Raw genomic sequence first — 14,311 nt, 5'->3', positions numbered from 1 at the left:
CATTTTCGTTGGGGGAGAATCCATGCACGGGTATCTTCGGGAGCGGCACTATAGGGGCCCTATATCTCCTCGACGACCGTGCCGCGCACGGAGATCAGCCGCTGGGCGCGGTCGAGCAGCTCCTCCGCGAGCTCCTCCGAGGGCTCGCCGTCGACCAGCGCGGTGACCGCGTAGTGGTCGAAGCCCGCCGCCAGCAGCCCGGCCCAGCCGGCCGGAGCGGCCAGCAGGTGGGTGATCCGCTGCCGGTCGACCAGCGCGACCAGCGCGGCGGCGTCCTCCGCCGGGGCCAGCACCGCGCGGGCACCGGTGGTGAGCGCCAGGTGCGCGTCCGCCCCGGTGATCCCGGCCACCAGCCAGGCCGCCCGGCCGCCGGAGCCGACGGTCCCGCGACCGGCCTCCAGTTGCGCGTGCAGCTCCCGGTGGCTCACCGTGACCCGCGTGCCGTCCCGCTCGACGACCCAGGCGGCGCGGTCCGGCTCGGTGGGCGGCAGCGGGGCGGTCCCCGGCGCGTCCTCCGTGCCGCCGGTGCCCTCCGCGAGGTCGTCCGTCACCACGGGGCCGCCGGGGGCGGGCGCGTCGGTGTAGACCGCCCCGGCCTGCCAGATGCCGTACAGGGCGGACAGCGGCTCGGCGGCGCGGATGCCGACCTCGTCCCCGGGCCGGACGCCCGCGGCGAGCAGCCGCCGGGCGATCCGGCCGGCCCGGCCGGCCAGTTCGCGGTAGCTGACGGCGGCGCCGTCCACGACCACCGCGGTCGCCTCCGGGGCCGCCCCGGCCCGGGCCGCGAACAGCTCCGGGGTGAGCGGCTCCGCGGCCGGCCCGGTCGCGGCCTGCGGCTCCTCCGGCAGGTAGGAGGCGGCGGCGTCCCCGTCCGGGTCGGCGGCCATCGCCTCCAGCACCAGCCGGTACATCCGGCCCAGCCGGTCCAGCTGCTCGGCGCCGATCACGGCGGTCGAGGTGCTGAGGTTGAACTTCCCCCGGTTCGGGACGACGTTCAGGGTGAACTCGTTGACGCCGTCGTTCAGGCCCTCGGCGACGTCCACGGTGTCGGTGTCGACGTGGTGGAAGTCCAGGTACTCGAACAGGATCGACAGCAGCTCGCGGCTGTTCCCGGCGGCCCGCTGGATCGCGGGCAGCGGGTAGCGGCGGCGGGCCCAGATCTCGGTCTCCCGGGCGTACACCCGCTCCACCAGCTCGCGCCAGGTCGCCGCGCCGCCCCGGGTGGCCGGGAACGGCAGGGTGTTGAGGTGCATGCCCAGCACCCGGTCCGCACCCGGAGCCTCCAGCCGGCCGTGGTAGACCACACCCGTGTGGAAGGACTCCTCCGCCGACAGCATGCCCAGCACCTTGAGGTGGACGGCGAGCAGCACGCTCTTCATCGAGGTCCGGGCCTCGCCCGCCAGCCGGCGCAGCCCCTCCTCCAGGTCCTCGAACGGCACCTGCACGGCGTGGCTCCGCGGCGCGTCCCCGGGCCGCGCCCAGCCCTCCGGGATCGCCACCGGGGTGTGGGTGTCCACCAGGTCCTGCCAGAACTCCTGGTCACCCGGGTCGGCCAGGGAGGCCAGCTCGGCGGCGACGAAGTCCGCGTAGCGCACGGCGGGCGCCTCGTACGGCGCCGGCTCGGCACCGTCGCGCAGGCTCCGGTAGCACTCCAGCACCTCCATCAGCAGCGAGTTGTAGCTCCAGCCCTCCGAAATGGCGTGGTTGTAGGTGAAGTTGAGCCGCCAGGCGGCGTCCGACTCGACCACGGCCGAGATCCGCATCAGCGGCGCGGTGGCCAGGTCGAAGCGGAACTCCTGCTCCTGGCGCAGGTATCCGCGCTTGGTCGCGAGCTGCTCCGCCTCCGGCAGGCCGCGCAGGTCGACCGTCCGCACCGGGTACGGCGCGGTGGCGTGCACCAGCTGCATCGGGCGGGCGAAGCCGTCCAGGTGCATCGAGGTGCGCAGGATGTCGTGCCGGGCCACCACGGTGTCCACCGCCCGCTGGAGCGCCGCCGCGTCGAACGGCCGCTCGTCGCGGATCATGAACGAGTTGAGGTTGTGGTAGAGGCTCCGCCCGTGCGGCGACCCGGCGGCCAGCATCTCCACCAGCATGCCGGTCTGCACCTGCGACATCGGGTACGCGTCGACCACGTCGGCTGGCAGCTTCGCCCGGTCGCGCCCGTCGATCAGCGCGAACGGCGCCACCGCCCGCACCAGCGACCGCCCGGCCGTGGCGGCCGCCTTCCCGGCCAGCGCGGCGATCGTGCGCAGCTGGAACACGTCCGGGATCGACACGTCGAACCCGGCCGCCCGCAGGGCGCCGACCAGCCGCACCGCCCGCATCGAGTCGCCGCCGAGGTCGAAGAAGCTGTCCTCGACGCCGACCCGGGCGAGGCCCAGCACCTCGGCCCAGATCGCGGCCAGCCGCTCCTCGGCCGGGGTGCGCGGGGCGACGAAGGCGGCGGACCCGAAGGCCGCCAGGTCGGGCTGCGGCAGCGCACTGAAGTTGATCTTCCCGCTGGCGTTCAGCGGCAGCGCGTCCAGCACCACGAAGGCCGACGGCACCATGTACTCCGGCAGGCTCTCGGCCAGGTGCTTGCGCAGCAGCACCGGATCGGCCTCCCGGCCGTCGCCGACCACGTAGGCGATCAGCGACTTCTCGCCCTGCGGGTTGGCCCGCACCACGACGACCGCGTCCAGCAGCTCGACGCGTTCACGCAGCGCCGCCTCGATCTCGCCCAGCTCGACCCGGTAGCCGCGGATCTTGATCTGGTTGTCCGCCCGGTTGAGGAACTCGATGCTGCCGTCCGCCAGCCGCCGCCCGAGGTCGCCGGTGCGGTACATCCGCGCGCCGGCCGGGCCGAACGGGTCCGGCACGAAACGCTCGGCGGTCAGCCCGGGCCGGTCCAGGTAGCCGCGGGCCACGCCCGGGCCGCCGACGAACAGCTCGCCCGGCACGCCGACGGGCACCAGGTGCCCGGCCGCGTCCAGCAGGTGGATCGACAGGTCGTCCAGGTTCGCGCCGAGCAGGCTGCGCGAGGTGTGCTCGAAGTCCTCCGGGCGCAGCACGTGGTACGTGCAGTGCACGGTGATCTCGGTCGGACCGTACTGGTTCACCAGCATCGTCCGCTCCAGGCCGACCCGGTCCACCCACGGCCGCAGCTCCGCGACCTCCAGCCGCTCGCCGCCGAACACCACGGCACGCAGCGAGAGTTCGTCGATCCGCGGATCGCCCGCGCCCGCCAGTCCGGCCAGGCCGCGGAAGGCCGACGGGATCTGGCAGAGCACCGTGACCCGCTCCCGGACCAGCAGGTCCAGCAGGTCCTCCGGCGAGCGGCCCACCAGCGGCGGCACCATCACCAGACGGCCGCCGTGCAGCAGGGCGCTCCACATCTCCTGGACGCAGAAGTCGAAGGCGTAGGAGTGCGACTGCGCGCTCACGTCCTCGTCGGTGAAGCGCATCCGGTCCTGGATCGCGGTGAACAGCCGCAGCACGTTGCCGTGCGTCAGCGTCACGCCCTTCGGCAGACCGGTCGAGCCGGAGGTGTAGATCACGCAGCTCAGGTGGTCCGGCACGGTCGCGGTGACCGGGTCGGTGACCGGCAGCGCCGCCAGGGCGGCCGCCTCCTCGTCCAGGTCCACCAGCGCGCCCCCGAAGGAACCCGCCAGCCGGGCCGCCGGCTCGCCCCGGCTCACCAGGATCGGCGAGCGGGCGTCGGCCAGCATGTAGCCGAGCCGCTCCACCGGGTTCGCCGGGTCCAGCGGCAGGTACGCCGCACCGGACTTCAGCACCCCCAGCAGGGCCGGCACGAGGTCCTCGTCGCGCTCCAGCGAGACACCGACCACCGCGTCCGGGCCTGCGCCCAGCGCGACCAGGCGGTGGGCGAGCCGGTTGGCCCGCTCGTTCAGCTCCCGGTAGGTCAGCTCCGTGCCGCCGCCGGTCAGCGCGACCGCGTCGGGCGTCCGGGTCGCCTGCGCGGCGAACGCCTCGTGCAGGGTGCCGCGCACCGGGCGGTGCGCCGTGGCCGTGCCGAGCGCGAGCAGCCGCTCCCGCTCACCGGCCGGCAGGTGGACCGCCACGGCGTCGCCGAACGGGTCGGCGGCCATCGCCGCCAGCACCGAGCGGTACATCGCGGCCACCCGGGCCAGCTCCTCCCGGCCGAGCGCCCCGGTGGTGGTGTTGAGCGTGATCCACCCGCCGCCGGCCACCGCGGTGAGCGGGAACTCGGTGGCGCCGTCGCCGAGACCGGCGTCGACGTCGACCGCCCCGGTGTCGACCTGGTGGAAGTTCTGGTGGTCGAAGAGCACCGTGATCAGCCGGCCCGGACCGCCGGACCCGGCCGCGGCGCCCGTCGCCCGCTGGATCGCGGGCAGCGGGTAGCGGCGGTGGGCCCAGACCTCGGCCTCCTGCCGGTACACCCGCTCCACCAGCTCGTGCCAGGTCCGGGCACCCCGGTCGGCCGGGAACGGCAGCGTGTTGAGGTGCATGCCGAGCACCCGGTCCGCGCCCGGCGCCTCCAGCCGGCCGTGGTGCACCACACCGGTGTGGAAGGACTCCTCGGTGGTGAGCGCGCCCAGCACCTTCAGGTGCGCGGCCAGCAGCACGCTCTTCAACGAGGTCCTGGCCCCGGCGGCCAGCCGCCGCAGGCCCTCCTCGAGGTCGCCGTAGGGCACCCGGGCGCCGTGCCGCTCCGCGGCGTCCGCGGACTCCCCGGCCCAGGCGGCGGGCAGCGTCAGCGGGCTGTGCCCGTCCACCACCCGCTGCCAGAAGTCCTGGTCGGCGGGGTCGGCCAGGGAGGCCAGCTCGGCCGCCACGTAGTCCGCGTAGCGGACGGCCGGCGGCTCGTGGGCGGCCGGCTCCCGGCCGTCCCGGACGGCCCGGTAGACCTCCAGCAGCTCCATCAGCAGCGAGTTCAGCGTCCAGCCGTCGGTGACGGCGTGCAGGTGGCTGGCGGTCAGCCGCCAGGCGTCCTCGCCCTCGACGTGCACGGCGATCCGCAGCAGCGGCGCGGCCGTGAGCTCGAAGCCCGCCGCCCGCTCGGCCGCCACGTACGCCGCGGCACGCTCCGCCCGCTCCGCGTCGGCCAGGCCGCGCAGGTCGTGCACCGTGAGCGGCACCTCGGCGACGGAGTGCACCAGCTGCATCGGCTGCGAGAAGCCGTCCAGGTGGACGGAGGTCCGCAGCACCTCGTGCCGGGCCGTCACCACGGCCAGCGCGGTCCGCAGGGCGTCCGGCGCGAACGGGCTGCCGTCGGGGATCCGGAACGAGTTGATGCTGTGGTACAGCCCCGCGTCGCCGGCCGTCAGCAGCTCGATCAGCATGCCGGTCTGCACCTGGGTGAGCGGGTAGGCGTCCACGACGCCCGCCGGGAGGGCGGCCCGGTCCGGGGCACCGATCAGGGCGAACGGCTCCACCGTCCCGACGAGCGAGGCCCCCGCCTCCTGACCGGCCGCCCCGGCCGCGAGCGCGGCCACCGTCCGCAGCCGGAACACGTCCGGGACGGTCAGGTCGTACCCGGCGGCGCGCAGGGCGCCGACCAGGCCGACCACCCGCATCGAGTCGCCGCCGAGGTCGAAGAAGCTGTCCTCGACCCCGACCCGGGCCAGGCCCAGCACCTCGGCCCAGATCGCGGCCAGCCGCTCCTCGGCCGGCGTGCGCGGGGCCACGAACCGGTCCCGGTCGTACTCCTCCGGCTCCGGCGCCGGGAGGGCGCGCAGGTCGGTCTTGCCGTTGACGGTCAGCGGCACCCGCTCGATCGCCGTGAACGAGGCCGGGACCATGTACTCGGGCAGCCTGCTCCCGAGGTGGCGGCGCAGCTCCTCCGCCGCGACCGGCCCGCCGACCAGGTAGGCGGCGAGCCGCTCACCCCCGTCGGTCCCGTGCACGGTCACCACGGCGTCGCGCACCGACGCGTGCTCGCGCAGCGCCGCCTCGATCTCGCCCAGCTCGATCCGGTAGCCGCGCAGCTTGACCTGGCTGTCGACGCGGCCGAGGAACTCGATGGCGCCGTCGGCCAGCCGTCGGCCGAGGTCACCGGTGCGGTACAGCCGCGCGCCGGCCGGGCCGAACGGGTCCGGCACGAAACGCTCGGCGGTCAGCCCGGGCCGGTTCAGGTAGCCGCGGGCCAGCGCCGGGCCGCCGACGTACAGCTCGCCGGGCACCCCGACCGGCACGAGGTTGCCGTCCGCGTCGAGCAGGTGCACCGTCAGGTCGGTGAGCGGACCGCCGACGACGCTGCGGCCGGTGTGCGCCAGGTCGGCGGCGCCGAGGCGGTGGTAGGCGCAGTGCATGGTGGTCTCGGTCGGGCCGTAGAGGTTGACCGGGACCGTGCGGTCCAGGTCGACCGCCGCCGCCCACGGCCGCAGCTCCGAGGGCTCCAGCCGCTCGCCGCCGAAGCCGGTGAGGCGCAGCGCCAGCCGGGCCGTCCGCGGGTCGCCGTCCGCCGCGAGGGCGGAGAGCGCGCGGAACGCCGTCGGGGTCTGCAGCAGCACGGTGACCTGTTCGCGGACCAGCAGGTCCAGCATGTCCTGCGGGGAGCGGCTCACCGTCGGCGGGACCACCACGAGGCGGCCGCCGTGCAGCAGGGCGCTCCACATCTCCCAGACGGAGACGTCGAAGGCGTAGGAGTGCGACTGGGTGACCACGTCGGCCGCCGAGAAGCCGAACTGCTCGGCGGTGGAGGCGAAGTGGCGGGCGACGTTGGCGTGGGTGAGGCAGACGCCCTTGGGCAGGCCGGTGGAGCCGGAGGTGTAGATGACGTAGATCAGGTTGTCCGGCGTGGTGACCGTGACGGGGGCGGTGGCCGGACGGGCCGCGATCGCCTCGGCGTCCTGGTCGACGAGGACCCGGGTGCCGTCGAAGTCCGGCTCCGGCAGGGCGGAGTGGGTGACCAGGATCGGGGCCTGGGCGTCGGCCAGCATGTAGGCCAGGCGCTCGGCCGGGTTCACCGGGTCCAGCGGCAGGTACGCAGCACCCGACTTCAGCACACCCAGCAGGGTCGGGACCAGGTCCGGACCGCGCTCCAGGGAGACGCCGACGATCACGTCCGGGCCGGCGCCCAGGGCGACCAGGTGGTGGGCGATCCGGTTGGCCCGCTCGTCCAGCTCCCGGTAGGACAGGTGCAGTTCGCCGCTGGTCAGCGCCACCGCGTCCGGGGAACCGGCCGCGACGGCCGCGAACAGCTCGTGCACGATCTCCGTCACCGGCCGCTCCACCGGCGCGTTCCAGGCGCCCAGCAGCAGCGCGCGGTCCGCCTCGGGCAGAACAGGGCCGGTGGCGTCACCGAACGGATCGGCCGCCATCGCCTCCAGCACCGAGCGGTACATCGCCCCGAGGCGGGTCAGCTCGGCCCGGCCCATCACGGCGCCGGACGTCCCGAGGTTGATCCGCCCGCCTGCCGCGATCGCCGCGAGGGCGAACTCGTTGGCACCGTCCCCGAGGGTCGCGCCGACGTCCACGGAGCCGGCGTCGACCTGGTGGAAGTCGTGGCACTCGAAGACGGTCGACAGCAGCTCCTGAGCCCCGGCGGTCCCGGCTGCGCGCTGGATCGCGGGCAGCGGGTAGCGGCGGTGGGCCCAGATCTCGGTCTCCTGCCGGTACACCCCCTCGACCAGCTCGTGCCAGGTCCGGGCACCCCGGGTGGCGGGGAACGGCAGGGTGTTGAGGTGCATGCCGAGCACCCGGTCCGCGCCCGGCGCCTCCAGCCGGCCGTGGTAGACCACGCCCGTGTGGAAGGACTCCTCGGCCGTCAGCGCGCCCAGCACCTTCAGGTGCGCGGCGAGCAGCACACTCTTGAGAGCCGTCCCGGTCGCGGTCGCCAGCCTGCGCAGGCCCTCCTCCAGGTCGGCGAACGGCACGCGCTCGTTGAGCTGACCGGTGCTTCCCGCGCTGTCGGCCCAGGCGGTGGGAAGCACCATCGGGGCGTGGCGGTCCAGGACGCCCTGCCAGAAGGACTGGTCGGACTCACTGCTCAGCGAGGCCTGCTCGGCGGCGACGAAGTCCGCGAACCGGACCGACGGCGCCTCGTAGGCGGCCGGCTCGCGGCCGTCGCGCAGCTCGCGGTAGACGCCGACCAGCTCCATCAGCAGGGAGTTGACCGTCCAGCCGTCCGTGGTCGCGTGGATGTGGCTGAAGGTGAGCCGCCACGCGTCGTCCGCCTCGAGGTGCACGGCCAGCCGCAGCAGCGGACCGGTGGCCAGGTCGAAGCCCGCCGCGTGCTCGTCGGCGACGAAGGCGAGGCTGCGGTCGGTCTGCTGCTCGGCCGACAGACCGCGCAGGTCGTGGACGGCCAGCGGGACCGCGGTGCTCCCGTGGACGAGCTGGAGCGGCTGCGAGAACCCGTCCAGGTGCATGGTGGTCCGCAGGATGTCGTGGCGGGCCACGACGGTGTCCACGGCCGCCCTCATCGCGGCCCCGTCGAAGGGCTCCGTGTCCGGGATCCGGAAGGAGTTGATGTTGCGGTAGACGTTGCCGTCCCCGGCGGCCAGCATCTCGATGAGCATGCCGGTCTGCACCTGCGACAGCGGGTAGGCGTCCACGACACCCGCCGGGAGAGCGGCCCGGTCGCCGTCGCCGATCAGGGCGAACGGCTTCACCGTCCCGACGAGCGTGGCGCCCGCCTCCCGGCCGGCCGCGCCGACCGCCAGGGCGGCGATCGTCTTCAGCTGGAAGACGTCCGGGATCGAGACGTCGTACCCGGCGGCACGCAGGGCACCGACCAGGCGCACGGCGCGGATGGAGTCGCCGCCGAGATCGAAGAAACTGTCCTCGACACCCACCTCCGGCAGGCCCAGTACCTCGCACCAGACGGCGGCGAGACGCTCCTCCGCCGGGGTGCGCGGCGCGACGAACGCCGCACCCGCGAACGCGGCCAGGTCGGGGGACGGGAGGGCGCGGTGGTCGACCTTGCCGTTGGCGGTCAGCGGGATGCTTCCGATGGTCATGACGGCGGCCGGGACCATGTAGTCGGGGAGCGACTCGGCGAGGAAGGTACGGACGTCGGGGGTCGCGGCGTCGCTGGTGTCGTCGGTGGTGACGAGGTAGGCGACGAGGGACTTCTCGCCGGAGCCGAGGGTGCGGACGGCCACGACGGCGTCGCGGACGTGGGCGTGCTCGCGCAGGCGGGCTTCGATCTCGCCGAGTTCGATGCGGTAGCCGCGGATCTTGACCTGGTTGTCGATACGGCCCAGGGTTTCGAGGGTGCCGTCCGGCAGGAAGCGGGCGAGGTCGCCGGTGCGGTAGAGGCGGGAGCCGGCGGGGCCGTGGGGGTTGGGGAGGAACTTCTCGGCGGTCAGGTCGGGGCGGCCGAGGTAGCCGCGCGCCAGGCCCGCGCCGTCGATGTAGACCTCTCCGGCGACACCGATCGGCGTCGGCTGCAGGCCCTCGGTCAGGACGTACATGCCGGTGTTCGGGATCGGCGCACCCAGCGGGATCGCCTCGGTCACCGGCAGGGTGTCGATGATCAGACCCGAGTTGCCGATGGTGATCTCGGTCGGCCCGTACTCCGTCGCAACCTTCGTACCGCCCTCGCCGGCGAGCTGCTGCCAGCGCTCGGCGAGGGAGACGGGGAAGTTGTCACCGGCCGCGATCACCACACCCGCGAGGGTGCGGGCCTGGTCGGCGGTGAGCTGGTGGGTGAGGAGGTCGAGGTGGCCGGGGGTGAGCTTCACGAAGCTGAACGGACCCGCCTCCGCCAGGGCAGAACCCAGCGACGCCGTGTCCAGGCCGTCCGGAAGCAGGGTCACCGCCTGGCCGCAGATCAGCGGCGTGAACAGGTCCGGAATACCCAGGTCGAACGAGATCGACGAGAACAGCGGAGCACCACCCGTGCCGTGCGAGGCATAGGTGTCCACCGTCCACGCCAGGTAGTTCACCAGACCCGCGTGCTGGACCATCACACCCTTGGGACGACCCGTCGAACCCGAGGTGTAGATGACATAGGCGAGCTGCGCCGGGTCCGTCGAACGGGCGGGGGCCGTGACGTCGCCGCCGGTCAGGTCGCCGACGAGCAGAGTCGTCCCGTCGAACGCAGCAACAGTGTCCGTGACCAGGATCCGGGCGCGGGTGTCCTCCAGGATGAAGGCACGCCGCTCCGCCGGGAGGGTCGGGTCCAGCGGCAGGTACGCCGCCCCCGCCTTCCAGATACCCAGCAGCACCGGCACCAGCTCGGGACCGCGCTCCAGGCACACACCCACCAGCGAGTCCGCGACCGCACCGGCCGCCAGCAGATGGTGCGCCACCTGGTTCGTCCGCTCCTCCACCTCACGGTACGAGAGCCGAACATCCCCGGCGACGACCGCGACAGCGTCCGGCGTCGCGGCAACCTGCGCCTCGAACAGGTCCAGCACCAGAGCACCCGAACGCTCCACCGAACCGCCCGAAGCCCAGTCGCCCAGCAGCGCTCGCTCGGCGTCCGCCAGGAACACCGCACTCGCGTCCCCGTCCGGATCGGCCGCCATGGCCTCCAGCACCGAGCGGTACATCCCGCCCAACCGCTCCAGGTTCACCCGGCTGACCACGTCGGTCGAGCTGGTGAGTCCGAAGCTGCCACGCGAGATGACCACGTTGAGCGCGAACTCGTTGGTGCCGTCGACCATCGTCGCGTCGACGTCCACGGCGGCCGTGTCCACCAGGTGGAAGTCCAGGTACTCGAACAGGATGGTCAGCAGCTCACGCGAGTTGCCGGCCGCCCGCTGGATGGCGGGCAGCGGGTAGCGGCGGTGCGACCAGATCTCGGTCTCCTGCCGATACACCCCCTCCACCAGCTCCCGCCAGGTACGGGCGGCGCCCGAACGGGCCGGGAACGGCAGCGTGTTGAGGTGCATGCCCAGCACCCGGTCCGCACCCGGCGCCTCCAGCCGGCCGTGGTACACCACGCCCGTGTGGAAGGACTCCTCCACCGTCAGCATGCCCAGCACCTTCAGGTGCGCCGCCAGCAGCACACTCTTGAGCGAGGTCTTGGCATCGACGGCAAGCCGGCGGAGGTCGTCCTCCAGATCCAGGTACGGGACACGGAGATGCAGCGGCTCGTTCGGATCCCCCGACTCGGCCCAGGTGGCCGGGAGTTGAGCCGGACTGTGGGTGTCCACGACCTCCAGCCAGAAGGACTGGTCGGACTCGCTGCTCAGCGAGGCCTGCTCGGCCGCGATGAAGTCGGCGAAGCGAACGGCCGGCACCTCGTAGGCGGGGACGCCGCGACCCTCGACCAGGCTGCGGTAGCAGGTCAGCAGCTCCATCAGCAGGGTGTGGTAGCTCCACCCCTCGGTGATGGCGTGGATGTGACTGAACGTCATTCGCCATGCCGTGTCCGACTCGATGTGGACCGAGAGCCGCAGCAGCGGTCCGGCCTCGATGTCGAACCCGGCGGCGCGCTCCTGGTCCACGAAGGAGAAGGCGAGCGCGGTCTGCTGCTCGGCCGACAGTCCACGGACGTCGTGAACGCCGACCGGGATCCGGACCTCGCCGTGGACGAGCTGGAGCGGCTGCGCGTAGCCGGTCAGGTGCATGGTGGTGCGCAGGATGTCGTGGCGTGCCACGACGGTGTCCACGGCTTCGCGCATCGCCTCGGCGGAGAACGGCTGTGCGTCCGGGATCCGGAAGGAGTTGATGTTCTGGTAGACGTGCTCGTCGCCCGAGGCCAGCATCTCGACCAGCATGCCGGTCTGCACCTGCGACAGCGGATAGGCGTCGACCACACCCGCCGGGAGAACGGCCCGGTCCGGGGCACCGATCAGCGCGAACGGCTCGACGGTCTCGACGAGGGAGACCGAAGCCTCCTGACCGGCGACACGGCCGGCCAGGGCCGCGATCGTCTTCAGCTGGAACACGTCCGGGATCGAGACGTCGTAACCGGCGGCACGCAGCGCACCGACCAGACGGACGGCACGGATCGAGTCACCGCCGAGGTCGAAGAAGCTGTCCTCGACACCCACCTCCGGCAGGCCCAGCACCTCGCACCAGACGGCGGCGAGGCGCTCCTCCAACGGCGTACGCGCGGCGACGAACGCCGCACCCGCGAACGCCGCCAGGTCCGGCGCCGGCAGCGCGCGGTGGTCCACCTTGCCGTTGGCGGTCAGCGGGATCTCGGCCAGCTCGACGAAGGCCGCCGGGACCATGTACTCGGGGAGCGCGGTGCCGAGGTGCTCGCGCACGGCCGCCGCGTCCAGGGCGACACCGTCGGCCAGGAGCAGGTAGGCGACGAGGGACTTCTCGCCGGAGCCGAGGGCGCGGACGGCCACGACGGCGTCGCGGACCTGGGCGTGCTCGCGCAGGCGGGCTTCGATCTCGCCGAGTTCGATGCGGTAGCCGCGGATCTTGACCTGGTTGTCGACGCGGCCCAGGGTTTCGAGGGTGCCGTCCGGCAGGAACCGGGCGAGGTCGCCGGTGCGGTAGAGGCGGGAGCCGGCGGGGCCGTGGGGGTTGGGGAGGAACTTCTCTGCGGTCAGGTCCGGGCGGCCGAGGTAGCCGCGCGCCAGACCGGAGCCGTCGATGTACACCTCGCCCGCGACACCGATCGGGGTCGGCTGCAGGTCGGCGGTCAGGACGTACATGCCGGTGTTGGGGATCGGCGCGCCGAGCGGGATCGCCTCGGTCACGGGCAGGGTGTCGATGATCAGACCGGAGTTGCCGATCGTGATCTCGGTGGGGCCGTACTCGGTGGCGACCTTCGTGCCACCCGCGCCGGCCAGCTCGCGCCAGCGCTCGGCGAGGGAGACGGGGAAGTTGTCACCGGCGGCGATGACGACACCTGCGAGGTCGCGGGCCTGGTCGGCGGAGAGCTGGTGGGTGAGGAGGTCGAGGTGGCCGGGGGTGAGCTTCACGAAGCTGAACGGACCCGCCTCCGCCAGCGCCGCACCCAGCGACGCGGTGTCGATACCGTCCGGCAGCAGGGTGACCGGCTGGCCGCAGACCAGCGGCGTGAACAGGTCCGGAATACCCAGGTCGAACGAGATCGACGAGAACAACGGGGCACCGCCCGTGCCGTGGGAGGCGTAGGTGTCGACGGTCCAGGTCAGGTAGTTGGCCAGACCAGCGTGGTGGATCATCACGCCCTTGGGGCGGCCGGTGGAGCCGGAGGTGTAGATGACGTACGCCAGCTGCGCCGGGTCCGTCGAACGGGCCGGAGCGGTGACGTCGCCGCCGACGAGGTCGCCGACGAGCAGAGTCGTCCCCTCGAAAGCACCGACCGTGTCCGTGACCAGGATCTGCGCCCGGGTGTCCTCCAGAATGAACGCGCGGCGCTCGGCGGGCAGAGTCGGGTCCAGCGGCAGGTACGCCGCACCGGCCTTCCAGATACCCAGCAGCACCGGGACCAGCTCGGGACCGCGCTCCAGGCACACACCCACCAGCGAGTCCGGGATCGCACCAGCCGCCAGCAGGTGGTGCGCCACCTGGTTCGCCCGCTCCTCCACCTCACGGTAGGAGAGCCGAACATCCCCGGCGACGACCGCGACAGCGTCCGGCGTCGCGGCAACCTGCGCCTCGAACAGCTCCAGCACCAGAGCACCCGAACGCTCCACCGAACCGCCGGTCGCCCACTCACCCAGCAACGCACGTTCGGCGTCCGACAGGAACACCGCACTCGCGTCCCCGTCCGGATCGGCCGCCATGGCCTCCAGTACCGAGCGGTACATCCCGCCCAGCCGCTCCAGGTTCTCGCCGCTCACGACGGCACCCGTGCTGTACAGGTTGATCCGGCCGCTGCGGGCGATGACGTTGAGACCGAACTCGTTGGCGTCGCTGCCCATGTTGGCCTGGACGTCGACGGTGTCGGTGTCGACCTGGTGGAAGTCCAGGTACTCGAACAGGACGGTCAGCAGCTCACGCGAGTTGCCGGCCGCCCGCTGGATCGCGGGCAGCGGGTAACGGCGGTGCGACCAGATCTCGGTCTCCTGCCGGTACACCCCCTCCACCAGCTCCCGCCACGTACGCGCCGCGCCCGAACGAGTCGGGAAAGGAAGGGTGTTGAGGTGCATGCCCAGCACCCGGTCCGCCCCCGGCGCCTCCAGACGACCGTGATAGACCACACCCGTGTGGAAGGACTCCTCCACCGTCAGCATGCCCAGCACCTTCAGGTGCGCGGCGAGGAAGACGCTCTTGAGTGACGTCCTCGCCGAGGCGGCGAGCCGCTGCAGGCCCTCCTCCAGGTCCGCGTAGGGCGCCCGGGTGTGGAAGGTCTCGCGCGCCGCGGTCTCGTCCGCCGCCGCCCAGCTCGCCGGGATCCGGGCCGGGCTGTGGGTGTCGACGACCTGCTGCCAGAACTCCTGGACGCCCGTGTCGGTCAGGGCGGCCTGCTCGGCGGCGATGAAGTCCGCGTACCGGACGACGGGCG

The 14,311-nt window shown here is 73.1% G+C and carries 1 protein-coding gene (only partly in view); it reads right to left on the bottom strand.

What is annotated here, in order from left to right:
* Positions 1-59: 59 nt before the first annotated feature.
* Positions 60-14,311, bottom strand: partial view of a non-ribosomal peptide synthase/polyketide synthase gene (locus tag ACIPYS_RS12365; protein WP_400745683.1) — the 3' portion only. Its footprint extends 13,450 nt past the window's final position; the window shows 14,252 of its 27,702 coding nt (coding positions 13,451-27,702); the start codon falls outside the window, past its right edge; its stop codon occupies positions 60-62.

Origin of the sequence: Kitasatospora sp. NPDC089913 (genome assembly GCF_044748625.1) — a bacterium.
Lineage (GTDB): Bacteria > Actinomycetota > Actinomycetes > Streptomycetales > Streptomycetaceae > Kitasatospora.
The sequence above is the reverse complement of the archived record's forward strand: the minus strand, read 5'-3'. Positions and strand labels throughout refer to the sequence as shown.